This window comes from Streptomyces sp. R28 (assembly GCF_041052385.1).
In the GTDB taxonomy this organism is placed as follows: domain Bacteria; phylum Actinomycetota; class Actinomycetes; order Streptomycetales; family Streptomycetaceae; genus Streptomyces.
The window spans coordinates 643,392-669,396 of sequence record NZ_CP163439.1 but is presented as its reverse complement, the minus strand read 5'-3'; the positions used below and the strand labels follow the sequence as shown (position 1 = coordinate 669,396).

16 protein-coding genes are annotated in these 26,005 nt (G+C 71.7%); 8 read left to right on the top strand and 8 right to left on the bottom strand.

Annotated features, from left to right (window positions below; all coding sequences use genetic code 11):
• Nucleotides 1–185: 185 nt before the first annotated feature.
• The 3 genes from AB5J49_RS02840 to AB5J49_RS02830 form a co-directional block, all read right to left on the bottom strand.
• Nucleotides 186–1,487 carry a SufS family cysteine desulfurase gene (locus AB5J49_RS02840; RefSeq protein ID WP_369166880.1) on the bottom strand — a complete coding sequence of 434 codons (1,302 nt, stop codon included), beginning with the start codon at nucleotides 1,485–1,487 and terminating at the stop codon, nucleotides 186–188.
• A complete protein-coding gene (locus AB5J49_RS02835; protein ID WP_369166879.1) occupies nucleotides 1,474–2,865 on the bottom strand; it encodes a family 2B encapsulin nanocompartment shell protein in 1,392 nt (463 codons plus the stop codon). The genes AB5J49_RS02840 and AB5J49_RS02835 overlap by 14 nt, the downstream gene beginning before the upstream one ends.
• A 452-nt stretch (nucleotides 2,866–3,317) precedes the next feature.
• The gene (locus tag AB5J49_RS02830; RefSeq protein ID WP_369166878.1) at nucleotides 3,318–6,971 is read right to left on the bottom strand and encodes a LamG-like jellyroll fold domain-containing protein; all 3,654 of its coding nucleotides are present in this window, start codon (nucleotides 6,969–6,971) and stop codon (nucleotides 3,318–3,320) included.
• Nucleotides 6,972–7,362: 391 nt separating this feature from the next.
• Between AB5J49_RS02830 and AB5J49_RS02825 the strand changes: the two genes are divergently transcribed.
• The gene (locus tag AB5J49_RS02825) at nucleotides 7,363–8,409 is read left to right on the top strand and encodes a LacI family DNA-binding transcriptional regulator (RefSeq protein ID WP_369166877.1); all 1,047 of its coding nucleotides are present in this window, start codon (nucleotides 7,363–7,365) and stop codon (nucleotides 8,407–8,409) included.
• Between the two features lie 26 nt (nucleotides 8,410–8,435).
• On the opposite strand, the gene AB5J49_RS02820 is transcribed toward AB5J49_RS02825, so the two are convergent.
• Nucleotides 8,436–9,077 (bottom strand): hypothetical protein, encoded by a 642-nt coding sequence (locus AB5J49_RS02820; RefSeq protein ID WP_369166876.1) that lies wholly within the window; start codon nucleotides 9,075–9,077, stop codon nucleotides 8,436–8,438.
• A gap of 470 nt (nucleotides 9,078–9,547) precedes the next feature.
• On the opposite strand from AB5J49_RS02820, the gene AB5J49_RS02815 reads away from it, so the two are divergent.
• A complete protein-coding gene (locus AB5J49_RS02815) occupies nucleotides 9,548–11,776 on the top strand; it encodes an FUSC family protein (RefSeq protein ID WP_369166875.1) in 2,229 nt (742 codons plus the stop codon).
• The gene (locus AB5J49_RS02810; RefSeq protein WP_369166874.1) at nucleotides 11,773–12,891 is read left to right on the top strand and encodes a PP2C family protein-serine/threonine phosphatase; all 1,119 of its coding nucleotides are present in this window, start codon (nucleotides 11,773–11,775) and stop codon (nucleotides 12,889–12,891) included. The genes AB5J49_RS02815 and AB5J49_RS02810 overlap by 4 nt, the downstream gene beginning before the upstream one ends.
• Nucleotides 12,892–12,923: 32 nt before the next feature.
• Here the strand turns inward: AB5J49_RS02810 and AB5J49_RS02805 are convergent, their stop codons facing one another.
• Both AB5J49_RS02805 and AB5J49_RS02800 read right to left on the bottom strand, forming a co-directional pair.
• Complete coding sequence (locus AB5J49_RS02805) at nucleotides 12,924–15,371, bottom strand: SpoIIE family protein phosphatase (protein WP_369166873.1); 2,448 nt, start codon at nucleotides 15,369–15,371, stop codon at nucleotides 12,924–12,926.
• A gap of 190 nt (nucleotides 15,372–15,561) precedes the next feature.
• Entirely contained in the window at nucleotides 15,562–17,637 is a 2,076-nt protein-coding gene (locus AB5J49_RS02800) for a SpoIIE family protein phosphatase (RefSeq protein ID WP_369166872.1), read from the bottom strand.
• A 141-nt stretch (nucleotides 17,638–17,778) separates the two neighbouring features.
• Here AB5J49_RS02800 and AB5J49_RS02795 point away from each other — a divergent pair, with 141 nt between their 5' ends.
• Nucleotides 17,779–21,153: a pyruvate carboxylase gene (locus AB5J49_RS02795; RefSeq protein ID WP_369166871.1), complete on the top strand. Its 3,375-nt coding sequence runs from the start codon at nucleotides 17,779–17,781 to the stop codon at nucleotides 21,151–21,153.
• Between the two features lie 116 nt (nucleotides 21,154–21,269).
• On the top strand, nucleotides 21,270–22,076 hold the full coding sequence (locus AB5J49_RS02790; RefSeq protein ID WP_369166870.1) for an aminoglycoside adenylyltransferase domain-containing protein: 807 nt from the start codon (nucleotides 21,270–21,272) through the stop codon (nucleotides 22,074–22,076).
• Between the two features lie 33 nt (nucleotides 22,077–22,109).
• Here the strand turns inward: AB5J49_RS02790 and AB5J49_RS02785 are convergent, their stop codons facing one another.
• A complete protein-coding gene (locus tag AB5J49_RS02785; RefSeq protein ID WP_369166869.1) occupies nucleotides 22,110–22,358 on the bottom strand; it encodes a twin-arginine translocase TatA/TatE family subunit in 249 nt (82 codons plus the stop codon).
• 140 nt (nucleotides 22,359–22,498) lie between these two features.
• Here AB5J49_RS02785 and AB5J49_RS02780 point away from each other — a divergent pair, with 140 nt between their 5' ends.
• The 3 genes from AB5J49_RS02780 (at nucleotide 22,499) to AB5J49_RS02770 (ending at nucleotide 25,358) form a co-directional block, all read left to right on the top strand.
• A complete protein-coding gene (locus tag AB5J49_RS02780; protein WP_369166868.1) occupies nucleotides 22,499–22,888 on the top strand; it encodes a BlaI/MecI/CopY family transcriptional regulator in 390 nt (129 codons plus the stop codon).
• Nucleotides 22,889–22,894: 6 nt separating this feature from the next.
• On the top strand, nucleotides 22,895–23,827 hold the full coding sequence (locus AB5J49_RS02775) for a M56 family metallopeptidase (protein ID WP_369166867.1): 933 nt from the start codon (nucleotides 22,895–22,897) through the stop codon (nucleotides 23,825–23,827).
• A 145-nt stretch (nucleotides 23,828–23,972) separates the two neighbouring features.
• On the top strand, nucleotides 23,973–25,358 hold the full coding sequence (locus AB5J49_RS02770) for an LCP family protein (RefSeq protein ID WP_369166866.1): 1,386 nt from the start codon (nucleotides 23,973–23,975) through the stop codon (nucleotides 25,356–25,358).
• 57 nt (nucleotides 25,359–25,415) lie between these two features.
• Here AB5J49_RS02770 and AB5J49_RS02765 read toward each other — a convergent pair whose 3' ends face one another.
• Nucleotides 25,416–25,871: a tellurite resistance TerB family protein gene (locus tag AB5J49_RS02765; RefSeq protein ID WP_369166865.1), complete on the bottom strand. Its 456-nt coding sequence runs from the start codon at nucleotides 25,869–25,871 to the stop codon at nucleotides 25,416–25,418.
• Nucleotides 25,872–26,005: the final 134 nt, after the last annotated feature.

The window sequence follows — 26,005 nt, the reverse complement described above, 5'->3', positions numbered from 1 at the left end:
GGGGAGAAACCGATATGAGCCCGATCAGGTTCATCGGCAGCTGGCTGAATCGTCGGCACCGTCGCCCGCCTGCCCGGGGCGGCCACCCGCCGAAGCTGCGGCCGCGGGCGGCATCCTGGCAGCGGAGGCGGGGCCCGCCCGGCCGTTTCCGGTCGCACGGACCCCGCTGAGTCCCCACTTCCTTGTCAGGCGCTCTGTTGCAGTCTGCGCAACGAAGCGACGAGCCGGTCCACCTCATCGGACGTGTTGTAGAGCGCGAGGGACGCGCGCGCCGCCGACTCCAACCCGTAGTGTGCAAGGGCTGGTTGGGCACAGTGGTGACCGGCGCGGACGGCGATTCCGTCGCGGTCGAGCCAGCCGGCGACGGTGGCCGGGTCCTGTCCCGCGAGTGTGAACGTGAGCACCGCGATCCGGTCGGCCGCCGAACCGATCAGCTCGAGCCCGGGCACCGTGGCAAGGGCCTGGAGCGCATACGCCATGAGACCTTCCTCGTAGGCCGCGACGGCCTCGCGGTCGAGCGACGTCAGCCAGTTCACGGCGGCGAGCAGTCCCATGACTCCGGAGATGTGTCCGGTACCGGCCTCCAGCTTGTGCGGGGCGGCCGCGAACGTGGTCTTCCCGAAGTCCACGGACTCGATCATGTTCCCGCCGCCCTGCCACGGCGCCATGCCGGCGAGGAGTTCCGGCTTCGCGTACAGGGCGCCGATGCCGGTCGGCGCGAAGAGCTTGTGACCGGAGAACGCGTAGAAGTCCGCATTCAAGTCCTGTACGTCGACGGGGAAGTGAGCGACGGCCTGGGCACCGTCCACCAGGACCTTGGCGCCGTAGCGGTGGGCGAGCGCCGCCATCTCCTTGACGGGCGGCACAGTGCCCAGGACGTTCGACGCGTGGCTGACCGCGACGAGCTGGGTGCGCGAGGACAGCAGATCGGCGTACGCGTCCTGGTCGATCTCCCCGTCCGGCGTGAGCGGGACCGGGACGAGCCGGGCCCGGGTCTCCTTGGCGATCATCTGCCACGGCACGATGTCCGAGTGGTGCTCGAGGACCGGCACGAGGATGTCGTCCCCGGGCCCGAGGTTGGCCCGCCCCCAGGTCTGCGCGACGAGGTTGACCGCCTCGGTGGTGCCGCGCACGAAGACGACCCCGTCCGGGCTCGGGGCGCCGAGGAAGTCGGCGACCGCCGCCCGCCCCGCCTCGTACGCCTCGGTGGCCTCCCGCGCCATGGTGTGGGCCCCGCGGTGGATGTTGGAGTTGGCGGCGCCGTAGTAGGCGGCGAGCGCCTCGATGACCTGACGCGGCTTCTGGGTGGTGGCCGCGTTGTCCAGCCAGACGAGGGGATGGCCGTTGACGGTCCGGTGCAGGACCGGGAAGTCCGGCCGCACCGACTCGGCGGTGAAACCGCGCGGTCGGATCGGGTACGGCTGGGCAGCAGCCCTCTGTTCCCCGGCTGTCGGCGTCTGCCACGCCGTGACGTCAGGCGTAGTCATGGTACTTGGACACCTCGACGTTCTGGAGTACGGCGATGGCGTCGTCCACCAGCACGGCGGTGTTGAAGTAGGCCGTCATCAGGTAGGACGTGATGCCCTTGCGGTCCATGCCCATGTTCCGCATGGACAGGCCGGGTTCGACCTCGTCCGGCACGGCCGCGGGGCGCAGTCCCACCACGCCCTGCTCGGCCTCGCCGACCCGTACCAGCAGGATCTCGGTGGTACCGGCGGCCTCGCCCGGGCCGCCCGGGCAGGGCACCTTGTCGGACGGCAGCAGCGGCACGCCCCGCCAGGTCAGCAGCGGACTGCCGAACCGGCTGTCCGTCACCGGCGGCACCCCCCGCCGCGTACATTCACGCCCGAACGCGGCGATCGCCCGCGGGTGCGCGATGAAGTAGGCGGGCTGCTTCCACACCTTCGCGAGCAGTTCGTCCAGGTCGTCGGGGGTGGGAGCGCCGGTCCGCGCCTGCACGCGCTGACCGGCCGGGACACTGTGGAAGAGACCGAAGTCGGGGTGGTTGAGCATCAGGCTCTCCTGCCGCTCACGCAGGGCCTGGACGGTCAGGTTGGCCTGGGTCCGCGTCTGGTCCATCGGCCCGTTGTAGAGGTCGGCGACACGGGAGTGCACCATCATCCGGGTCTGGGCGAGCGTCATGTGGTACTCGCGCGGCACGTCCTCGTAGTCGACGTAGGTGCTCGGCAGATCGACCTCACCCACGTGACCGCCGCTCAGGTCGATGGGCGCCTCGGTGCCGGGGGCCGGCATGCCGCCCGCCGCGTACGACTCCACCGCCCCGCGCAGCGCCCCGTCGTGCTCCATGAGCCCGGCGAGGGCGGAACGCGCGGCGCGCAGGGCGACACCGGGGGTGACGGCCTTGACGGCGTACGGCATGGGCTCGCCCTTGGTCCACGCCGCCAGGTCGAAATACTGCCCGTCGCCGATGACTTGGATCAGCGCCTCGTCGCCGTACCGGCCGGCGGCTCGCTTCTCGGCGCGGCCCCGGACGATCACCCACAGGTCCTCGGCGGTGTCGCCTTCCTGAACGAGCACTTGCCCGGCCTCGAAGCTCGTCTCCGTGAAGGCGTCGGCCAGTTGAGCGAGGAGAGCGTCTTCGGACTCGCGCAGGTACGGGATCTCACGTAAGTCGCCCGGGATGACGCGCGGACTCCCCTCGTCGGTGTGCGTGCTGATGCGGTCGTCGCCCAGGACGTAGGTGCGGCGCCGGTTGACGCGGTACACACCCGACTCGACGTCGACCCAGGGAAGGGCGCGCAGGAGATAGCGCGGGGTGATGCCGCGCATCTGCGGTGTCGTCTTCGTGGTGGTCGCGAGTTGCCGAGCGGCCTCGGGGCTGAGGCTGATGCGGTCGGTCGTCACAGGGGGCCTCCTTGAGTGAACTGCTCCGGGAGCGGACTTCTGTGCGAGCGAGCCGATCGTGCAGGTGGCAACGGGGCCTCACAAGACGCACCGGACACCGCTCGGCGGAGCCCGGGCCGAAAACCCTCTGCTCGGGACGGGGACGGGCGCGCCACACTGGGCCCGTCGGAAGGCGGCGCCACCAAGGGCGAGGACGGGCGGACGATCCTCCAGGCGCAGCGACGACCAGCGGCCCGACGCTCGGCTCATCGCCCACGGACGGCTTGATTTGGGCCCGTATCCCTGCTTTTAGCCTCTTAAAGGAGTACTTATGTGACCCCTCTTCGGGCCGTGTTTACCTGAATCCGCAATTACGTACGGCCCGGGGGTGCGCCCCCCCCGGGCCGTACGCGACGTGGTGCCCCCGCTACCCCGGCGCCGGGAGCATCACGTTGCCGCCGCCGGTGGTCATCTCAGCGCACCTCCCGCGCGTAGGGGGCGACGGTGATCCGGTCGATCAGCGGCGCGTTGCGGGAGCGGAGCAGCACCCCGGGGAAGGTGTCCGAGGCGTAGGTGGTGCCGTCGAAGTTCGGCAGTTCCTCGGAGCGGAAGACGATCGTGTTCTGCCCCTTGTCGAGGTGGACGGGGACGGTCAGCTCCCAGAAGTTGTTCTGGTGGAAGCTGTGCGGGAAGCCGACGCGCCGCGCCTCGCCGCCGTTGACGCTGATGTCGGCATGGCGGGCGAGTGGGTCCGGGTTGTAGTGCGTGGCCTCGGACTGCTCGGGGTTGGAGTAGCGGATGCGCAGCGCGTACAGGCCGCCGTGGTCGGCGGTGACCTTGAACGTCGCCGTGTTGCCGTTGCCGGGGTCCCCGCCGATGCCGGTGATCGCCGTGCCGTCGGTGGCCAGCGAGAGCGGGGCGAGGGTGGCCGAGCCCGCGAGCTCGGCGGCGCCGGCCTCGTACGTACGTGTCGGCAGCGTGCCCTCGGTCGGCGTCACCGTCAGCCGGTCGACGAGCGTCGTGGACGAACCGCCGGTCACGGTCACCTTGTTGAGGCCGCCGGACAGGGAGACCGCCACGCTGCTCCCGCCCTTGGCCAGGCGCAGGACGTCGTGCCCGTTGACGGAGAGCCGGGAGCCCGTGCCGCCGAGGGTGTCGACGCCGAGGGTGGCTTCGCGGTCGGCGGCGGAGTAGACCCAGAACGTGGCGGTCTGGCCCTTGGCGAGCCGGGCCGCGCCCGAGCCGGAGGCCGCCTGCTTCGGCAGGTCGTAGACCGGCCGTGCCCCGCCGCCCAGCCAGGCCAGTTCGCCCTCGTACACCTGGGTGGCCGCCGAAGCCTTGGGGAGGGCGAGGGTGAGGCGGTCGACGATGGCGTCCCCCTTCGTGACGCGCTTGCCGTCGAGGCTCTTCGCGGCCAGCGTCAGGGTGTGCTTGCCCTTGGTGAGGTGGACCTTGGTGTCGGCGTGGTCCCACACCACCCACTTGTAGCCGAGCGGCAGGTACAGCTCCTGCTCGCTGTCCGCCTTGCCGTCCACGCGCAGGAAGACGTTGGTGGGACCCTGCTCCTTCACCTTGTCGAACGTGTTGAGGGAGTTGGCGAAGGTGCTCAGGTCGTAGGTGCCGTCCTCGGGCACGTCCACGGTGAAGTCGAGCGTGACGTCCGAGCCGGTGCGCAGGCCGCCCACGTCGTAGCCGCCGGAGGTGTAGAACTTCGACACGTCGCGCGGTGAACCCTCAGGACCGTTCCTGGAGTAGCCGGACCCGGTGTGGGCGGCGTCCTCGGCCTCGTACGACGCCTGCCAGCGCACCGGCGGGGACTGCGTGCCCTTCGCCTTCCCGGCCGGGCTGAGGACGATCTCGTACGCGGAGGACTCCTTCAGCGCCGGCAGCCCCCCGTCGCCGAAGTCGACGACGACCGTGCCGTCGCCCGCGACCTTCAGGTTCTGCTCGGAAAGCAGCTTCGGGCCGGAGCTGTCGCCCACCTGCCCGCTCCACTCGACCTCCTTCACCCAGGCGTGCACCCGGTCCCCGAAGAGCCTCTTCGGGACACCCGCGAAGGTGATGTGGCCCTTGCCGGTGGAACCGCCGAAGATCAGCCTGGCCTGCTTCTTCTTCTCGTCGAGTGTGGCGACGCCCTGCATGGTGTAGTTCTCGCCGGGGAACGGCGGCGTCACCTTCACCGTGTGCCCGCTCATCGAGGCGTACGAGTTCAGCAGCCACCACTGGCCGTTGCCGCGGTTGGACTGCACCGCGGAGTCGGAGAGGTTGCCGTCGATGTTCCAGTACGCGATGTCGGCGTCGACCTTGGACTCCTCGATCGCGGAGACCCACTGGATCATCTGGCCGGGGACGGAGGTGTGGTAGTTGAAGGCGTACTCGTTGATGTTGACGGGGAGTTGGGTGCCGGCGCGGTCGGTGCCCTTGAACAACTCCTTCTCCCACGCCCGGTATCTGGCGACGCTTTCGCGTACCGCCTCCGGGTGGCTCAGCTCGTGCCAGGTGATGACGTCCGGGAGGGTGCTGGCGGCCAGGGTGTGGGTGAGGAAGCCCTTCACCTGGTCGTAGAGGACGCTGGTGTTGGGGCCGGCGATACGGGCGCTGGGCATCCTGGACTTGATGAGCTGGTACGCGTCGTCCCAGGCGGCGAAGAAGTCGTCCGGGTCGTCCAGCCAGCTGACCTTGTCGTAGCTCCACTCGCCGGTGCCGAACATGTTGCCCTCGGGCTCGTTGAACGGCACGAAGACGACGTTGTCCCGGTACTGCTCGGGCAGCCGCAGGACCTGATCGACCTGCCCCGCGATCTTCTCCTTGTAGAGCTTGATCTTCTCCTCGGGAGTGGCGCCCGGCCACTGGTACGGGAAGCCGCGGTGGATGTCGGTCATGTAGATGTACACGTCACCGTCGGTGGAGTCGGGCAGCGGCTTCACGACCTCCAGCGCGTCGGCGCCGGGATGCTGCGGGCCGTCCTGCGCCTTGGTGGAGACCGTGCGCAGGCCCATGCCCTCCATGAGGTTGTTGGTGGGGACGTCCGGTCCGTACACGCCGTACAGCGTGCCGGAGGCGCCGCCGTGGAACGCGCCGGTGTCGGAGTCGAGGTCGACGGTGAGCTGTCCCTCGCGGACCACGGTGACGGTCGCCTTCACGGCGCGTCCGGCCGCCGTTCCCGACACCGTGAACGTCCCGGGCCGGGCGTACTTCTCGGGCGGTACGGCGTCCCAGGTGAGGGGCGTGTCGCGGTCGTAGCCGTCGGAGAAGGAGGAGCGGACGGCGCCCGGGAGCGACGGAGCGGTCCCGGTCGTGGTGCGCACGTCGAAGGACGTCTTCGAGAGCTCCTGGACGGTCGGCACGGTCCCGACGGTACCGGCCACCTGCTCGGCGCTGAGCGCCGTGTGCCACACGGTGAAGTCGTCGATCGCGCCTTTGAGCAGGGGGTCCGGCCAGAGGGACTTGCCGATGTAACCGGCGGCCGTGGCCGAACCGTCCAGCAGCTCGTTGGCCTTGATACCGGTCGCGGCGGAGGAGACCGCCACACCGTCCAGGTAGGTGGTGAGCCGGCCTGCGGTGGTGTCCAGGGTGACGGTGACCGTCCGCCACGCGTCCGCGGGAAGCATCGCGTAGCCGCGGACCTGTGCCTGCGCTCCGCCTCCGCCGGTGGTCACGGAGGTCTGGAGCAGCCCGCTGCTGTTGTACGGGGTGCTGAAGAGGTACTTCGTGGTGTCGGTGCCCAGGTCGAAGATCCGCTGCCACGGCGACTTGTCACCGCTCCACTTCACGCGGGCGGAGACGGTCAGGTCCGTGGTGTCCGCGAGCACTTCGCGCGGCAGGCGCACATACGCGCCGTTCGACGTGGGGGCCCCGCCGGGCAGGGCCAGCGCCTTGCCGCCGTCCGCGCCCGCGACGGACCGGGCGGTGGAGCCGTTCACCAGGGTCGCGTTCAGGCCGTTGCCGGAACTGTCGGTGATGCTGCCGGAGGCGAGGTCGTCCTGGTCGAAGGTGTAGCGGGCAGCGGGCCGCGGCGTCTCGCCCGCCTGGGCGGGACCGGCGGGTGCGGCCAGCAGGCCGGCGCCGAGAGTCAGGGCTATCGCGGCCGGGGCTCGGCGCCGCGTCGATCGGTCAGCGGATGACATGGATGACGTCCTCAATCATCGAGTAACGGGTTCCGGGTCCGGTCGGGCACGCCTCGGTGAGTGGCAGGTCCCGGGGGCCACCTCGGGTGGCGTGCTCGTCGAACCGGTTCGGCTTTGGCAGGCGAAAAAGGGAGGGGTTGGGTCAGGTTGCGGGCAGGCGGCTGCGCGGTTCGAAGGCGTGGCACGGGTATCCCGTCGCTCCATGGGAGAGGGCCGCGCGTCGAACCGGTTCGGGGAAGCTAACACTGAGGCTTCCGGGCAGCAATCCCTTCTGCAGCAGGATCTTGGCGACATCCCTGTTGGCCGGAGTGCTGCGTTTCCCGAGTGTTGACAGGGGTGCGGTCAGTTCCTACGTTCGCTGTCATACGAACCGGTTCGAGCTAGGAGTGCCGTGAACATCGGTGAGATCGCCCGGCGAGCCGGTGTCTCGCGGAGCACTGTGTCCTATGCCCTGAGCGGCAAGCGCCCGGTGTCGGAGGACACGCGCCGGAAGATCCAGCAGGTCGTCGACGAACTGGGCTACCAGCCGAGCGCCAGCGCCCGCGCCCTGGCCAACGGGCGGACCAGCACCCTCGGCCTGGTCTTCCCACCGGCCGGGAACCACTACACGGGCATGCAGCTGGACTTCATCGGCAGCGTGGTGGAGGCCGCCGCGACCTACGACTACGACGTGCTGCTGTCGCCCAGCGGTGTGGACAGCGACCGCTCCTTCCAGCGGCTGCTGGGGGAGCGGCGGGTCGACGGCGCGATCCTGATGGAGATCAGGCTGGAGGACGACCGGGTCGATCACCTGGCCGAACTGGACTTCCCCTCCGTCGCCATCGGCCGTACCGCTCGTCCCGAGAGCGGTTGGTGGGTGGGCCTGGACCACACCGCGCTGGCGGCGGCCTGCGTTCACCACCTGGCGGACCTCGGCCACCGGCGGGTCGCCTTCGTCAACCGTCCGGAGCAGCTGCTGCGGGCCGGTTACGAGTCCGCGCACCGGGGTCTGGACGGCTTCACGAAAGCCGCGGCCGAGCGCGGGCTGACCGTCCGGACGTACTGCTGCGGCGACGACGCCGCCTCGGGCCAGGCGTGCGTGGAACGGATCCTGCACGACGACCCGGCCACCACGGCCCTGGTCACACTGAACGAGGCCTCACTCGGCGGTCTCTACCGGGGCCTGGCCCTGGCCGGCCGCCATGTGCCGCGTGACTTCTCCGTCACCGGGGTCGTGGCAGCCCGCTGGGCGGAGACGATGACCCCACAGCTCACCGCGGCGGACGTACCGGCGGCCGAGCTGGGCCGACTCGCCGTCGACCTGCTGGTGGAGCGGCTCGACCAGCCCGCCGCGCCGCCTCGGCACCACCTGCTCAGGCCGCCGATCTCCCTGCGGGCCAGCACCGGGCCCGCGGGAGCCGTGCCCGCCACGGACTCCGGGTTCGCTACGACGCCCTGACCGTCCGCATGCGGCCCCTCGCCCTTTCAAGGACGGGCGGCAAGGGCTTCGAGCACCTCGCGCCTCCGCATCCGCCGACCCGTGCGCAGCCCGAGCCGGTCGAGCCGGGCGCCGACGACATCACCGTCGCTGAAGATCACGGCCGCCGGACCGTCGTTCTTCTCCTCGTACAGCGAGAAGCACTCCAGCATGTCCCGGACGGCGACGGGCAGGGTCCGGTCGTTCTCCCACGCGGGCGGCATGAGTGACACGACGGCTTCGACGATGTCGAGACCGACGTCGAACACCCGGCTCTGCAGCGTCTGGTCGAGCCGGCTCGAATCGGACTGCCCCGGCGGCCGCACGATGCTCCGGGTATGGGCCCGCGCGAGCCGGAACGGCTGGGCCATGGTCGGGTGCGGCTCGGTGTTCGTGGAGTACCCGATGACCTCGCCGGAGTTGAGCCGCCCCTTGAGCACCTGCGTGCGCGCGCTCAGCGACAGCGGGTACAGCCCGGCGTACGAGGTGTCGTCGGCGTAGGCAACGGTCTCGATCGCGAGCAGGGCGCGGTGGGCGGCGGCGTCGACGTCGGCGCGCTTCCATCCCTCGGGCGTGCGGAACACCCACTGCACGACGGGCAGTTGGTACTGCTCGGCCGCGGGCCGGGCGACGGTGTGGTCCCCGGGCACGTCGCGGACCAGCTCTCGCCGGTGGTCGCGGCGAAGAACTCCACCGACAGGTGGACGCTCACGCCCGCACTGTCGCCGACACCCTCGGCGGATGCGCCGCCACGGTGCGGGATGGCGCAGAGCGCTTCGTCTTCGCCGGGTCGGCGGCCGACGCGTCGCGACCCGTCGGGCTGCGCTCCCCATGGGGGCGGCCGACAATGGGCAGTGGATCGCATGTCCGGCCCGCCCTCGACGCCGCGGCGGTGTCGGCCCGAGAGGAACGTGCTCATGGGCGCTGAGGCTTCGCCGGCCGCGCGGACGGCAACGCCAGGCATCGCGCTCTGTCAGGTCACGGTCGGTCTCGGCTCGACGTACGCCGGTGTGGTGATCCAGACGGCTTCCGTCGGCGGCATTGGCCTACGCCATCGGCTCCGGGTTCTCGGCAGGGTTTCGCCGCTCGGCTCGCGGGCGCCACGTGGCGGGTGCCTGCCGTGAAGGGCAGGGCGGAGCGGACGCGGATCCTGCACCGGTCGGTGCGGGTGACTCTCGCCGCCTCCACGGGCTTCTACACCTTCGTGTACGGGCTCGAAGAACCGGTACTGGCGCTGTACGCCTTGTTCGCGCCGATCGCCCTCGGCCTGCTGTCCCCGATCCCCGGGTCCGGGCGGCAGCGGGCCGAGGTGATGCTCAAGGCGCTGCCCATCGGCCTGCTGCTGGTCGCGCTGGGCACCGTACTGGCAGTGGAGACCTGGGCGGCGGTGCTCGGCATGCTCGGCGTGGGCTTTCTCCTCGCCTTCGCGGTGATCGCGGGGCCGCGCCCCGCCGGAGCGGCGCCGGGACTCCAGCTCTTCTACATCCTGGCCTGCTTCCCGCCGTACGAACCCGAGACCCTCGGGCTACGGCTGGCCGGGCTCACCTTCGGAGTGGTCGTGCTGGCGCTCTGCGAGCTGTTCCTGCTGCCCCAGCCGCCGGACCCGACGTACCGGACGGCCCTCGCGGCCGCACTGGCGACGGCCGGCGACACCATCGCAGGGCGCACGGTCCTGTCTGCCGAGGCCCTGCGGGAGGCCGGTGCGCGGCTGCGGTTGTCCAACATCCCGGCCGCGGAACGCCCCGCGGGCCCCGGCCGTGCGGTCCGCGGCCTCTCCCAGGCGGGGGCCGCTGCCCGCCGACTGCTCGAACAACTGGCCCATCTGACCGAGACCGGAGAGTTTCACGCCTTCGTCCGGGAGGGTGCGGGAGTCGGCGAATGCGGCGGCCGTACCGTCACGGCGGCTGGGCGGCCGCTGCTGCCGCAGGTGGTGTCCCAGTGCGAGGAGACCGCCGCAGCCCTGCGCACGGGCCGGGCTGATCCCGGTCCGTGGGCGGGGCTGCGGATGGACAAGGCCATCGACGACTTCCAGCAGATGCGCGTGCGGCAGGTGACGGGGGCCGCCGACGAGGTACCGACCCTGCCGGGACCGGGACCGGTGCCGGTGCTGCGGCGGCAGGCGGCGCTGTTCGCCGTCGCCGAGTCGGTGCGCATCCTGGAGGTCTCCGTACGGGTCGGCCTCGACGGGCGCCGCACCCCGCCGATCGAGCCCCGGGAGCTCTTCTGGTACACGCAGGCCGCCACGCCCCGGCTGTGGGCGCGCCGGATCACCGGCAACATGACGATCCGTTCGGTGCAGTTCCAGAACGCGGTACGGATCGCCGTGGCGCTGGCCGCCGCACGGCTCGTCGCCGGTTCGCTCGACCTGACCCACGGCTTCTGGGTGCTGCTGGCGGTGCTGACGCTGAGCCGGACCACCGTCGGAGAGACCTGGACGGCCATCCGCCAGGCAGTCACGGGCAACCTGGTCGGCGCCGTCGCGGCGGGCGCCCTGCTCATCGGGCTCGGCCGGCACACCGACGCCTACGCCGCGATCCTCGCCCCGGCCATGCTGATCGCCTTCGCGCTCGGTCCGCTGCTCGGCATCGCCTGGGCGCAGGGCCTGTTCACGCTGGTGGTGGCCACCGCGTTCGCCCAGATCGCCCCGGCCTCCTGGCAACTGGCCGAGGCGCGGATCGTCGACGTGGTGACCGGCAGCGCCATCGGTCTGCTGTGCGCGATGCTCGCCTGGCCGGCCGGCGCGCGCAGAGAGGTGCGCAGAACGATGGCGGGGCTGCTGCAGGAGTGCGGCCCGCTGATCAACGGCACCGTCGACACGCTGACCGCCGTGCCACCCGGCTCGGTCCCGGCCCCGTCGACGCGCCCCGCCCTGCACCGGCTGCGCCTGGCCGAGTCCGCCTACGCCCAGTTCCGCAGCGAACCGGGGGTCGACGCGCCCGTGCGCGCCGACTGGCACGCCGTGCTCATCACCGCCCACCACATCGTGCTCGGCGCCCAGTGGCTGCCCCGTTTCGACCTGCCCACGGCCGCCCTGACCCCCGATGCCGCCGACCGGGCACGGGACGGCGCCCGTGCGCTCGCGCAGACCACCGACCGGCTCGCCGCGCTGTGCATCGGCCGGCAGCCGCAGCCGCTCGAGACGGGGCCCACGCCCTCGGAGCCGAGCGGGCCTCCGCTGCCCGCGCTGGTCGACCTTGACGTGTGGCTGCGCAGCCTGACCGCCCAGCTCACCCGGATCGAGGCCGGGCTGCCCGAGGCGGTCCGCCGGGCGCCGCGCGGCAGGCCGGCCGTCGGCAGTGCGGGCTCCGTGCCCCAACCCGGCGGACAAGCAGGCCGGGGCGCGCCGTGACCGGCCAGAGCCTCCGCTCGGAGCTGCGGCCGCCGTCCGTGCGCGGGTGGGTGTGGTGGCTGCCGCTGGCCGCGGTGGTCGTCGATGTGGCCGCCGAACTGATCGTCAGGGGCCGCGAACCGGTGAGCTTCATGCTCATCGCGGTACCGCCGCTGGCCGCCGCGACCCGTGGCCCGCGCGGCACCGCGCTGTCCGCGGTGGTGTGCCTGGGGCTGCAGATGTGGATGGCCGCCCGGCGCCCCGGCCACTTCGACGAGCAGCACCATGTCGCCGTGTACGTCGCCACGACCCTCATCGGCATCGCCGGCGTCGCGCTGGCCTGGCAGCGGGAGCGGACCCGGCAGCATCTCATCCGGGCCAACTCGGTCGCCGAGGCCATGCAGCGGGTGCTGCTGCGTCCGGTACCGCGCAGGCTCGGCCCGGTACACGCCGCCGGGTTCTACGAGGCCGGGGAGGGCGGCACGCTCGTCGGCGGGGATCTGTACGACGTGTGCGAGACGCCCTTCGGGGTGCGGGTCATCATCGGTGACGTCCGCGGCAAGGGGCTGGACGCCGTCCAGACGGTCGCGGCGGTGCTGGGCAGCTTCCGGGTCTCGGCCCACGAGTGGCAGAGCCTGAGCGGGCTGGCCGAGCGGCTGGAGTTCAGCATCGCCCGCAACAGCCCGGCCGGAGACGACGGCGACCCCGAGTTGTTCGTGACCGCACTGGTGCTGGAGTTCCCGCCGGACGGCGGCGAGGTGCGGATCGTCGACCGCGGTCACCCCGCGCCGCTGGTGGTCGGCCCGCAGGGCGCCCGGCGACTGGTCACGGTACCCGGACTGCCCCTGGGGCTGGGCAAACTGGCGCCGGACGGATGCGACACGACGGTGCATCCGCTCGGACCTTCGGAGGTGCTCGTCCTGCACACGGACGGGGTCAGCGAGGCCCGCGACGCGGACGGCGTCTTCTACCCGGTCCTTCAGCGGCTCGGCGAACGGTTCCGCGGTGAGCGCGCACTCGACCCGGAGGCGGTCGTGTCGTTCGTACGGACCGACGCGGAACGCTGGTCGGCCCGGTCCGACAACGACGACCGGGCCGTCCTGGCCCTCACCCTGGGGGCCGCGGCGCCCCCATGACCGGACTTCGCCGTGGACGCGATGCCGACGGGTCAGGCACCTGACTCCCCCTGCTGCGCGGACATCGGCTGCTCGGCCCAGATGGTCTTGCGGTTGCGGCCGTAGCGCGTGCCCCACCGCTCGGACAGCTGGGCCACCAGGAACAGACCACGTCCGCCCTCGTCGGTGCCGCGGGCCTGGCGCAGATGGGGGGATGTGCTGCTGGAGTCGGAGACCTCGCAGATGAGATGGCCGTCCCTGATCAGCCGTAGCAGCACCGTGCCGCCGGCGTACCGGTAGGCGTTCGTGACCAGTTCGCTCACGATCAGTTCGGTGGTGAACGCGAAGTCCTCCAGGCCCCAATCGCTCAGCCGGTCCCGCACCAGTGTCCGGGCCCGGCCGGCCGCGGTGGGCTCGGCCGGCAGCTGCCAGGTGGCCACGTTCTCCGCCGCCAGCACCCGGGTTCGGCCCAGCAGCAGCGTCACGTCATCGGCGGGCCGGTCGGGCAGCATCGCGTCCTCCACCGCCTTGCAGGTGTGCTCCAGCGAAGGGAACGGACCGGCCAGCGTGGAGCGCAGCAGGGCCAGCCCCTGGTCGATGTCGCGCCGGCCGGCCAGGAGGAGACCGTCGCTGTACAGGGCGATCAGGCTGCCCTCGTCCAGTTCGACCTCAGCCGTCTCGAACGGCAGCCCGCCCAGGCCGAGGGGCGGTCCGGCGGGAATGTCGACCGGGCGCACCCGGCCGTCCGGACCCAGCACGGTCGGCGGGGGGTGTCCCGCTCGGGCCAGGGCGCAGTGCCGGGAGACCGGGTCGTAGATCGCGTACAGGCAGGTCGCGCCCACGATCTGGGGCGTGTTGCCATCGGTCTGCCGCTGTTCGGTGGCCAACTGGTCCACCAGGTCGTCGAGCCGGGCGAGGACCTCGTCCGGAGCCAGGTCGAGGTGGGCCAGCGTGTGCACGGCGGCGCGCAGCCGGCCCATGGTCGCCGAGGCGTGCATGCCGTGGCCGACGACGTCGCCGACGACCAGGGCGACGCGCAGTCCCGACAGGGGGATGACGTCGAACCAGTCGCCGCCCACACCGGCGGAGGCGTGCGCGGGCAGATAGCGGTGTGCCGTCTCGACCGCCGGGTGCTCGGGCACCTCGCTCGGCAGCAGGCTGCGCTGCAGGGCCTCGGCGGCGTTGTGCTGCTGGGTGTAGCGGCGGGCGTTGTCGATGCAGACCGCGGCCCTGGCGGCGAACTCCTCCGCCAGGGTGAGGTCGTCCTCCTCGAACGGCTCCGGCCGCTGCGAGCGCCACAGGCAGACCAGGCCGAGGACCACACCGCGCGCGGCCAGCGGCACCACCATCAGCGAGTGGACACCCAGCGCGAGCGCCTTCTCGGTCCGCTCCGGCTCGGCCGAGAACCACCCGCGGTTGCCCTCCACGAGCGGCTCCAGGACCGGACGCCGCTCCGCCAGGCAGCGGGCCGGCGCGGTGTCCTCGGGGAAGGAGAACAGTTGGCCCTCGGGGTACATCACCTGCAGCACCTCGGGGTGGATGCTGCGCACCGCCATCCTGCGCAACGGGCCTTTGGCGTCGGGGGCCGGCTCCTCCCCACGGGGCACGGGCTCCAGCAGATCCACCGAGAGGGCGTCGGCGAGCGCGGGAACGGCAGCCTCGGCCAGCTCGCGAGCCGTCCTGGCCACGTCCAGGGTGCTGCCGATCCTTGCACCGGCCTCGTTGAGCAGCGCGAGCCGCCGACGCGCCCGATGGCGGTCGGTGACGTCCTCAACGATCTCGGTGACGCCCAGCACCCTGCCGGAGGGGTCCTGCATCCGGAAGGCGGACACGGAGACGATCAGTTCCTTCTGGGGGTCCGGCAGCAACCGGCAGGTCTGCTCGGCGAAGATCATGGGCTGCCCTGTCTCCAGAACCCCCCGGAGCCGCTCCTCGATCAGTTCCGCGTCCGGGCCGAGCAGGAAGTCGGCGGTGCGATGCCCGCGGTACGCCTCGGTCGGCAGTCCGCCGAACCGCGCGACCGCCCGGTTCACCCGCACCACGCGCAGGTCCGGGCCGAGCACCGCGACGCCCACCGGGGACCGGCTGAAGAAGCCGTCCAGCATCGCCCGGTCGATCTCCCACTGGGCGATGTCCTCGGCGAGCGAGCCGACGAGGAGCCACTCGGTGGTGGAGTCCAGGCGTTGCACTCGGCGGGCCCTGAACCCCACGTACACGCGGTGGCCGGCGCGATTGCGGACCGGCAGCAGCCCGAACCAGCCGTGTTCCCGCAGACACGCGGCGGTCGCCTCGGCGATCACGGCCTCGTCCGCGCTGTCGACGAGGACCTCGCGCACCCGCCGGCCCAGCACCTCGTCGGCCCGGTACCCGAGCAGCGCGGTGGCCTGTTCGCTCCAGGCGACGACCCGTCCGCGGCCGTCCAGTACGGCCGACGCGGATCGGTGGACCGAGAACGGATCGTCCGGGCTCTCGCTGAGCGACATAGGTGATGTGTTGTGCATCGCCCACCCATCTCGCGCCGTTTCGCGGGGCCCGTGGTGCGGCGCCCCGGGCGCTCCTGCCGTTCCGCATGCCTGTCTTTGCAGTGGCTCACTCCAGTATCGGCCGTGTGGGCACGGAGCGCTTCGTCGTCGCGGCCGCAACTGTCGCAACCTCGGTCGCGTGCTGCTCGGCACGGCCCGAGGTCCCGGTTCACCGGGGGAGGGCTCGGGCGACGAGTATCGCCACGTCGTCGTCCGCCGCCTCGGGCATGACGTGGGCCAGGAGCTCGTCGCAGATCTCCTCCAGCGGACGGCCGGGGTGCCGCAGTGCCTGGGCCAGTCGGCGCATGCCCTGGTCGAGGTCCGTGCCGCGGGTCTCGATCAGACCGTCGGTGTAGGCCACCAGGAGGCCGTGCGGCGGCAGGAGCACCCGCTGCACCTCGCGGTCCTGCCTGCCCACGCCCAGCGGCGGGCCCGCGGGTCCGCCCAGGAAGGTGACCGTTCCTCGCTCGTCGGCGATCAGGGGAGGCGGGTGGCCCGCCCGGGCGATCAGGCAGTGGGCGGTGACCGGATCGTGAACGGCGTACAGGCAGGTGGCCATTTCGTAGTCACCCAGGTCGGCCACGGTGGCGTCCAGGGAGCGCAGCACCTGGTCGGGCGCGGTGTCCCGGCGTGCCAGCGTCCGCACGGCCGTGCGCAGCTGGCCCATGACGGCCGCGGCGTGGATGCCGTGCCCCATCACGTCTCCGATCACCAGGGCGGTCCGGTCGTCCGACAGGGCGATGGCGTCGAACCAGTCGCCGCCGACCTCGTGGTCGCCGGCCGGCAGATAGCGGCCGGTGAGTTCCAGTCCGCTGACGGTGGGCAGGGAGGTGTTCATCAGGCTGCGCTGGAGGGTGAGTGCCGCGTCGCGTTCCCGGCTGTACATGCGCGCGTTGTCGATGTTCAGCGCGGCTCGGGCGACCAGCTCGTCGATCAGCAGCGTGTCCTGGTCGTCGAACGGCTCCCGCCCGCGTGTCCGGGTCACCACCACCGCGCCGAGCACGGTGCCCCGGGCGACCAGCGGGACCAGGCGCGCCGCGCCCACGTGGGCGTACAGGTACTCGCGCAGCGGTTCGGCGCCGGGGGTGGGGATCAGCGGAGCGATGTCGCCCAGGTAGAGGTTCATGGGACGCCCGGCACTGATGACCTGCTCGTACACCGATCCGGGCGGCACCTGCATGGTCATGCCGACCGCGAGGTGGTCGGCCGGCGCGGCCGGGTCGGTGAAGGCCGCCGCGGCACGCCGGACCACGCCGTGCGCCGACGCGGCGGTCTCGTCCGGGGCCATCGCCTCCTCCAGCAGCTGGACGTCGGCCGAGTCGGCCAGCCGGGGCACCAGGACGCGGACCACCTCCTGCGCGGTCTGCGTCAGATCCAGGGTGGAGCCCATCTGGGTGCCCGCCTCCGCCAGCAGCGCGAGACGCCGCCGCGCCCGCTCCGCCTCCAGGTGGGCCCGCTGCCCCTCCGTGACGTCGATCAGCGAAGCGATCACCCCCACCCGCTGGCCGGCCCCGCCGAGCAAGGGAGCGTAGGAACACGACCACGTCCGCGTCCGTTGCGGGTCCGAGGCGCCGGAAATGTAGCGGAAGTCGACCACCGCCTCACCCCGGTCGAGGACCTGCCGCATCACCGACTCCAGCGCGCCGGCGCCGGGGGCGATCTCGGTCACGCGTCTGCCGACGTGCTCCGCCACCGGGACGCCGTCGATCCGGGACAGAGCCTCGTTGACCCGCAGGAAACGCAGGTCGGGACCGAGCATGGCCAGCCCGATCGGGGACTGGGAGAACAGCCCCTCCAGCGCGGCCAGCGCATCGCGCATCCGCTCCACGGCGGAGGTCTCCGCCGCGATGGCCAGCACACCCGTACGCCCCTGCCCGTCCGCGATCGGACAGTGCCACATCTCCATGTCGACCACGGTCCCGTCGCGATGCCGGACCGGCAGCCGTGCGACCACCGCCGCCCCCGTGCGCAGCGTCCGGGCCAGGCGGTCGGCCAGCTCACGGTTCTCCTCGGGCACCAGTACGCTCCGCGCGTCCTGGCCCACCATCTGCTCCGGCGTGTGACCGAGCAGGTCCTGCGCGGCCAGCGACCACTGCGCCAGACGTCCGTCGGCGTCGACCACCCACAGGGCGAGCGGGAGCAGGTCCTGGAACACCCCCGCATGCCGCCCCGCGGACGCGCCCCGGTCCGGCGTTTCGCCGATCGCATCGGGGGCACGTGCACCGCGGTGACTCGCGCCGGCCATGAGGGCACCTCGCTCACATCACCCTTGACCACAGGAGGCTCAAGGACAGCCTAGGCCGCGAGTGGCCCGGCTCACATGGCGTGAAACAGGTACCGCCGACACCATGGGTGCTCCGTCACCGGCAGGCTGAAGGGATCAACGATGTTCCGCAAGGTGCTGGTAGCCAACCGCGGCGAGATCGCGATTCGTGCGTTCCGCGCAGGCTACGAGCTGGGAGCGCGCACCGTCGCCGTCTTCCCGCACGAGGACCGAAACTCCCTGCACCGGCTGAAGGCCGACGAGGCCTACGAGATCGGCCGGCCGGGACATCCGGTGCGGGCCTATCTCTCCGTGGAGGAGATCGTCGGCGCGGCACGCCGCGCGGGAGCCGACGCCGTCTACCCGGGGTACGGATTCCTGTCCGAGAACCCCGATCTGTCCCGGGCGTGCGAAGAGGCGGGCATCACCTTCGTCGGACCGAGCGCGGAGATCCTGGAGCTGACCGGGAACAAGGCGCGCGCGGTGGCCGCGGCCCGCGCGGCCGGCGTGCCGGTGCTGGGTTCCTCGGAACCGTCCACCGACGTGGACGCCCTCGTCAGCGCCGCCGAGGGCATCGGCTTCCCCATCTTCGTCAAGGCGGTCGCGGGCGGCGGAGGGCGCGGCATGCGCCGCGTCGCGGAGCCCGCCCAGCTGCGGGAGGCCATCGAGGCGGCATCCCGTGAGGCGGCGTCCGCGTTCGGCGACTCCACGGTGTTCCTGGAGAAGGGCGTCGTCGAGCCCCGCCACATCGAGGTGCAGATCCTCGCCGACGGGCAGGGCAACGTCATCCACCTGTTCGAGCGGGACTGCTCGGTGCAGCGTCGCCACCAGAAGGTCATCGAGCTGGCACCCGCACCGAACCTCGACCCGGCGCTGCGCGAGCGGATCTGCGCCGACGCCGTGCGGTTCGCCCGGCAGATCGGCTATCGCAACGCCGGCACCGTGGAGTTCCTTCTCGACCGCGACGGCAACCACGTCTTCATCGAGATGAACCCGCGCATCCAGGTCGAACACACGGTGACCGAGGAAGTCACGGACGTCGACCTGGTGCAGGCGCAGCTGCGCATCGCCGCCGGCGAGACACTGGCCGAACTCGGCCTCGCCCAGGAGACCATCACCCTGCGCGGCGCCGCGCTGCAGTGCCGGATCACCACCGAGGACCCGGCCAACGGCTTCCGCCCGGACACCGGCCGGATCAGCGCCTACCGCTCACCGGGCGGCTCCGGCATCCGCCTGGACGGCGGCACCACCCACGCCGGTACGGAGATCAGCGCGCACTTCGACTCCATGCTGGTCAAACTGACCTGCCGGGGCCGGGACTTCACCACCGCGGTCGGCCGAGCCCGGCGCGCCGTGGCCGAGTTCCGCATCCGCGGCGTGTCCACCAACATCCCCTTCCTGCAGGCCGTGCTGGACGACCCCGACTTCCGGGCGGGCCAGGTCACCACGTCGTTCATCGAGCAGCGCCCGCACCTGCTCACCGCCCGCCACTCCGCCGACCGCGGCACGAAGCTGCTTACCTACCTCGCCGACGTCACGGTCAACAAGCCGCACGGTGAACGACCCGATCTCATCGACCCGTTGACCAAGCTGCCCGCGCTGCCGACCGGTGAGCCGCCGGCCGGGTCCCGGCAGCGGCTCGCCGAACTCGGCCCGGAGGGCTTCGCGAGCTGGCTGCGCGCGTCCCCGACCATCGGCGTCACCGACACCACGTTCCGCGACGCCCACCAGTCGCTGCTCGCCACACGGGTGCGCACCAAGGACATGCTCGCCGTCGCCCCGGTGGTGGCCCGCACCCTGCCCCAGCTGCTGTCCCTGGAGTGCTGGGGTGGTGCGACCTACGACGTCGCCCTGCGCTTCCTCGCCGAGGACCCGTGGGAGCGCCTGGCGGCCCTGCGGGAGGCCGCGCCGAACATCTGCCTGCAGATGCTGCTGCGCGGCCGCAACACCGTGGGCTACACGCCGTATCCCACCGAGGTGACCGACGCGTTCGTGCAGGAGGCGGCGGCCACCGGCATCGACATCTTCCGCATCTTCGACGCCCTCAACGACGTCGAACAGATGCGGCCCGCCATCGAGGCCGTACGGGAGACCGGAACGGCTGTCGCGGAGGTGGCCCTGTGCTACACCTCCGACCTGTCCGACCCGTCCGAGCGCCTGTACACCCTGGACTACTACCTGCGCCTGGCCGAGCAGATCGTGAACGCGGGCGCGCATGTGCTGGCCGTCAAGGACATGGCCGGCCTGCTGCGGGCACCGGCCGCGGCGAAGCTGGTGTCGGCCCTGCGCCGGGAGTTCGACCTGCCGGTGCACATCCACACCCACGACACCGCGGGCGGCCAGCTCGCCACCTACCTCGCCGCGATCCAGGCCGGCGCCGACGCGGTGGACGGCGCGGTGGCGTCCATGGCCGGCACGACCTCGCAGCCGTCACTGTCCGCGATCGTGGCCGCGACCGACTACTCCGAGCGGCCCACCGGCCTGGACCTCCAGGCCGTCGGCGACCTCGAGCCGTACTGGGAGAGCGTCCGCAAGGTCTACGCCCCCTTCGAGGCGGGTCTGGCCTCGCCGACCGGCCGTGTCTACCACCACGAGATCCCCGGCGGGCAGCTCTCCAACCTGCGCACCCAGGCGGTCGCGCTGGGCCTGGGCGACCGTTTCGAGGACATCGAGGCGATGTACGCCGCCGCCGACCGGATGCTCGGCCGCCTGGTGAAGGTCACCCCCTCCTCCAAGGTGGTCGGCGACCTGGCGCTGCACCTGGTGGGCGCCGGCGTGTCCCCGGGGGACTTCGAGGCCGGGCCCGACCGGTTCGACATCCCCGACTCCGTCATCGGCTTCCTGCGTGGCGAGCTGGGCACCCCGCCCGGCGGCTGGCCCGAGCCGTTCCGCAGCAAGGCGCTGCAGGGCCGCGCCGAGGCCAAGCCGGTGCAGGAACTGAACACCGACGACCGTGAGGGCCTCGCGAAGGACCGGCGTTCGACACTCAACCGGCTGCTGTTCCCGGCACCGACGCGCGAGTTCGACACGCACCGTGACACCTACGGCGACACCAGCGTGCTGGACAGCAAGGCCTTCTTCTACGGGCTGCGCCCGGGCAAGGAGTACGCCGTCGACCTCGAGCGCGGTGTGCGGCTGCTGATCGAGCTGCAGGCCGTCGGTGACGCGGACGAGCGCGGCATGCGCACCGTGATGTCGTCCCTGAACGGCCAGTTGCGGCCGATCCAGGTCCGCGACCGGGCGGCGGCCTCGGACATCCCGGTGACGGAGAAGGCCGACCGGGCCAACCCCGGTCATGTCGCGGCGCCGTTCGCCGGCGTGGTGACCCTCACGGTCGCCGAGGGCGACGAGGTGGTGGCCGGAGCCACGGTGGCCACCATCGAGGCGATGAAGATGGAGGCGTCGATCACCGCCGCGAAGTCCGGCAGGGTGGCCCGACTGGCCATCAACCGCATCCAGCAGGTCGAGGGCGGCGATCTCCTGGTCGAGCTCGCCTGAGTCGACCGCGTGTCGCCCCGCGCGGGTGAGGCACCTGCGCGGGGCGTCGGCGGGCCGGGGTTGCCGGGCATCCGTCGATGTCCGGCCTCATCCGGACAAGGGCCGACACTGACCGTATGACCAGGACTCTCGTGGACCCGCACTCCGTCCCTGCCGAACTCCGCCCCTACCTCCAGGAGGTCGTCCACCGCGCACACGCCGTATGCGGATCGCACCTGGTGAGCGTCATCGCCGTCGGCTCCGTCGCGCTCGGCGACTACCGGCACGGACGCAGCGACACCGACGTGACCGTGGTCGTGGACGGGACGCTGACCGGCCCGGCGTTGCCCGACCTGGCAGCCGCACTCGCGCACCCCGCCCTTCCCTGCCCCGCGGCGGGACTGGAACTGGCGGTCTACGACGAGGACTTCGTGGCCCGGCCGTCCGGCGAGGCCGGGTACCTGCTGGACCTCAACACCGGCCCGCTGCTGCCCGAACGGGTCAGCCTCGACCCGGCGGAGTCCTTGTCGTTCTGGTACGTCATCGACCGTTCCGTCGCCCATCAGGCCGGGCGTGTGCTGTACGGCAGGCCGGCGCGGGAAGTGATCGCCGAACCCGCCCGCGCCGACGTGCTCGCCGCGATCCGCGCCTCGGTCCATGAGCACACCGCCGGCGAAGGGCACCTCGCGGACAACCGAGTCCTCAACGGCTGCCGCTCCGTGCAGTTCTGCCGTACGGGCCGCTGGCAGCCCAAGCGCCGGGCGGCGCATGCGGTCGCGGCGTCCGAGGAACGCTTTTGGCCTCTCCTGAACGCCGCACTGCGCAGCTACGAACGTCCCTCGCGCACCGCGGCGACCGCACTGCCCACCACCGACGCACAGAACTTCCTGGCCTGGGTGGCCGAACGCGTCGACGAGACGGCCGACGCGGAGCGGGCCGGGTAGGCCGGCCGCTCGACACGTCGGAGAGGGGGTCGGTCACTGCCGATGCTGCTGTGTGCCCTGGGGCCTTGACTCGTCCGGGGCGGCGGCCTGGGCGGCCCGCGTGGTCTCACCCTGGACCACCCGGGGTGCGGCCGGATCGTCCTCGTCCTTGATCGCCCTGGCCTCGGCCTTGAGGATGCGCGCCGACTTCCCCGCCGAACGGGCCAGCTCGGGAAGCTTCTTGGCGCACAGAACGGCTATGACGACGAGGAGGATGATCGCGAGTTCGCTGAGTCCGAACATGAGGGCCCTGTCCTTCTGATGAGCTGGGGCCTGAAATCTACAGCACTGTCGAAATCATGGAAGGTGGCCTCTGCTTTCCTTACGATGTACCGCTCGATGTAGCGCACATGACGAGCAGGTCAGCGGAAGGGAGACAGGGCATGGCGGATGACCGGCAGCGTTCCCGGCGCCGGGGGCAGGGTGAGCTGGAGGCGCTGGTCCTGTCGGCGCTGCGGGAGGCCAAGGGCCCGGCGACGGCCGGCTGGGTGCAGGAGCGGCTCGGCGAGGACCTCGCCTACACGACGGTGATCACGATCCTGACCCGGCTGCTGGCCAAGGGCGCGGTGACCCGGGAGCGAGCGGGCCGGTCCTTCGCCTGGACGTCGGCGTCGGACCAGGCGGGCCTCGCGGCGCACCGGATGCGCAAGGTGCTGGACGCCGAGAGCGACCGGGAAGCCGTACTGGCCAGCTTCGTCACGGGCCTGGGTCCGGACGACGAGCGGCTGCTGCGCGAACTGCTGGGCGAGTCCCGAAGCGAAGGGGAAGACTGACGCCTCATGGGGGTTTTCGTCTTTCTGCCGCTGGTCCTGCCGCTCACGGCATGGCCGATCGCGCGCCTGGCCGAGCAGCACCTGCATCCCCGCACCGCGACGCGGCTGCTGACCGGCGTGGCCGTGGTGATGGCGATGTGCAGCACGGTGTGCCTGGGCCTGGTGATGGTGGTGGGCACCGCTCAACTGCCCGGCAACCCGCTGCCCGACGGCTGGTCCGACCCCGAGGTGCGTGCGGCGGTGCCGTATGACGAGGTCGTCGGCAAGGCGGCGATTCCGGCGCTGTGCGCGGTGGTCGTGGCCTGCGCCCGTACCCTGTGGCGGCACGGCCGGGTGCGCCGCCGAGCCCACCGCGCGCTGGCCGGACTGCCGGGCACGGGAGTAGCCGTACTCCCCGACGAGGTGCCGTACGCATACGCGCTGCCTGGCGGCCGTCGCGATCGCGTGGTGGTGACCACGGCGCTGCTGGACCGTCTCGAACCCGCCGAACGCCGTGCGCTGTTCGCCCATGAGCGGTCCCATCTGGCCGCGCGGCACCACCGCTTCCTGCTCGCCGTCCAACTCGCCGCCCGGGCCAATCCGTTCCTGCGCCCGCTGCGTACAGCGGTGTCCTACACCGCGGAACGCTGGGCGGACGAAGAGGCGGCCCGGGCGGTCGGCAGCCGCCGAACGGTGGCGCGCGCGATCGGCAAGGCGGCGCTCGTCTCCCGGGGTACTCCGGTCGCGACGCTTGCCGGCTTCGCGGCGCCGGGGCCGGTGCCGCGCCGGGTGGCCGCGCTGCTCGGTCCCGCTCCGCCGGTACGGCGCTGGCCGTCGCTGTTCACGTCGGTGGGTCTGGCGGCGTGGTGCGCGGCCGTGGGGACGGCCGTGTCGGCGATGTCGTCCGCGAACTCGGCGGTGACGATGGTCCTCATCCTGCGCGCGGCGACGCCCCTTTGAACGAGGGGCGCTCGCTGGTCACCAGCGGTTCTCCCGAGAATTTCGCGTATTCGTTCGGTTCAGGCAACTGATGTTGCGAAGATCGTGGTCTGGTCATGGTGAGGGGTCCGGGCCTTACGGCCGTACATCTACAGAGGGGGCGCGGATGAGCGGAACGGGGAAACGCCGGCGTATGACGGCCGGCGCGGGGAAGACCGGGCTGACCCGGCGGGGGCGGATCCTGGCGTGGGGTGCGGGGGTGACCTCGGTCGTCGTGCTCGGCATCGCCGGGGTGGGCGCCTGGGTCTACCAGGACCTCAACGACAACATCAAATCCGCCGACGTCGACGACAAGATCGGCGGTGACCGTCCCGTCAACCTCAGCCCCGGCTCGAAGAACATCCTGGTCGTCGGCTCCGACAGCCGCGACGGGGCCAACGCCGAGTACGGCAAGGACCTGACCACCATGCAGTCGGACACGCTGATGGTGCTGCACGTCCCCGCGAACCGGAAGTGGGCCGCGGTCGTGTCGTTCCCGCGTGACTCCTGGGTGGAGATACCGGCCTGCGACAAGGGCGACGGGAGCGACTCCGCCCCGCACCACGCCAAGATCAACGAGGCCTTCGCGCTCGGCGGCATCAGTGGCGAGGTCGCCGGGGCCGCCGCCTGCTCCATCAAGACGGTCGAGGCCAACACGGGCCTGCGCATCGACCACTTCATGTCCGTCGACTTCCAGGGCTTCAAGGGCATGGTCGACGCCCTGGACGGCATCGAGGTCTGCCCCGAGCAGGCCATCCACTCCAAGAAGGCCCGCCTGGACATGGAGGCCGGCTGTCAGACCGTCGAGGGCGAGAAGGCGCTCGGCTATGTGCGGGTCCGCTACGGCGTCGGTGACGGCTCCGACATCGGACGCATCGGACGCCAGCAGGAGTTCATGAACGCTCTGGTCGAGAAGGCGAAGTCCAGGCTGACCAGCCCGAAGTCGCTCTACGGCTTCCTGCGGTCCGGCACCAAGTCCCTGACCACGGACCCCGACCTGGCCGGCATCAAGCCGCTGTACGGACTCGCGTCGGAGCTCAAGTCGATCCCGAGCGAGCGCCTGACGTTCCTCACCGTGCCCAACTACCCGCGGGAGGCCGACGTGGCCACCGACAAGGCCAACGTCGCCTGGCAGTACCCGCATGCCGCCGACCTGTTCATCTCCCTGGCCAAGGACAAGGAGATCGACAAGAAGCAGATGGAGGCGGACGCGAAGGACCCCGTGTACGCCTCCTCCGTGCGCGTCCAGGTCCTCAACGGCACCGGCATCGCAGGGCGGGCCGCCACCGTCGCCGAGCAGCTCCGCGAGGCCGGCGTCACCGTCGTCGGCACCGGCAACGCCCCGCAGGACACCGGCACCACGACCGTCACCTACCCGGCGGGCCTGGAGAAGTCGGCCGAGGCGCTCGCCGCCCGGCTGCCCGAAGCCCGGGCCACGCAGGCCTCGGATGCCGCTGCGGGTGTGGTCACCCTGGTCGTCGGCAAGGACCTCGACCCCGACGGCATACGCTGACCGGCCGTGCCGGGCGGACGCCGCTCGCGTCCGCCCGGCACCCGGGACGTCGACCGGTCAGAGGTCGAACTCGTGCGGCGGGAGGTCGAGCGCGTAGCACGCCTCGCGAACGACGGCCTGCTCGTCCTTGTCGAAGTCCCCGTCAGCCCCTCCGATGACGATGCCGATCTGGATGACGGCACGCGCCTCGGCGGGCTTCTTCTTCGCCTTGGCGATCTCCTGCATCACGCTCACCTTGCCGAAGTCGAAGTCGGTGGTGAGCCGGTCCAGGTTCTCCTCGAAGCGGCGGCGCAGGTCGTCGGCGGGGAAGTTCTGCAACACCTCGTTGGTCGCGATCAGTTGGGCCACGCGCTGCCGCTCGGAAGGGTCGACGGTGCCGTCCGCGGCGGCGACGAGCGCGCACATGGCCATGCTCGCGTCGCGGAAGGCGCCGCTCTTGAGGTCGTTCTTCTTCGCCACCAGCTGGGTCTGCATCGTCGATGCGGACTCCTTGATGCGGTCCCACAGGGCCATGAGAACTCCAAACGGGGGTAGGGGGCATCGCGGCCGCCCGGACCGGACGACCGCAACTTCTACAGCAATGTAGAAGTTAGCAGTTGCTGGAGCGCGTGGCGGCCGCCGCGGGCCACTTCCGCTTCCCGGTCACC

Excerpts from the sequence above, each read along its gene's own strand:
- AB5J49_RS02770 (WP_369166866.1), top strand. The coding sequence starts at position 23,973 with ATGAGCGGAACGGGGAAACGCCGGCGTATGACGGCCGGCGCGGGGAAG.
- AB5J49_RS02775 (WP_369166867.1), top strand. The coding sequence starts at position 22,895 with ATGGGGGTTTTCGTCTTTCTGCCGCTGGTCCTGCCGCTCACGGCATGG.
- AB5J49_RS02830 (WP_369166878.1), bottom strand. The coding sequence starts at position 6,971 with ATGTCATCCGCTGACCGATCGACGCGGCGCCGAGCCCCGGCCGCGATA.
- AB5J49_RS02840 (WP_369166880.1), bottom strand. The coding sequence starts at position 1,487 with ATGACTACGCCTGACGTCACGGCGTGGCAGACGCCGACAGCCGGGGAA.
- AB5J49_RS02805 (WP_369166873.1), bottom strand. The coding sequence starts at position 15,371 with ATGCACAACACATCACCTATGTCGCTCAGCGAGAGCCCGGACGATCCG.
- AB5J49_RS02800 (WP_369166872.1), bottom strand. The coding sequence starts at position 17,637 with ATGGCCGGCGCGAGTCACCGCGGTGCACGTGCCCCCGATGCGATCGGC.
- AB5J49_RS02765 (WP_369166865.1), bottom strand. The coding sequence starts at position 25,871 with ATGGCCCTGTGGGACCGCATCAAGGAGTCCGCATCGACGATGCAGACC.
- AB5J49_RS02790 (WP_369166870.1), top strand. The coding sequence starts at position 21,270 with ATGACCAGGACTCTCGTGGACCCGCACTCCGTCCCTGCCGAACTCCGC.
- AB5J49_RS02785 (WP_369166869.1), bottom strand. The coding sequence starts at position 22,358 with ATGTTCGGACTCAGCGAACTCGCGATCATCCTCCTCGTCGTCATAGCC.
- AB5J49_RS02780 (WP_369166868.1), top strand. The coding sequence starts at position 22,499 with ATGGCGGATGACCGGCAGCGTTCCCGGCGCCGGGGGCAGGGTGAGCTG.
- AB5J49_RS02795 (WP_369166871.1), top strand. The coding sequence starts at position 17,779 with ATGTTCCGCAAGGTGCTGGTAGCCAACCGCGGCGAGATCGCGATTCGT.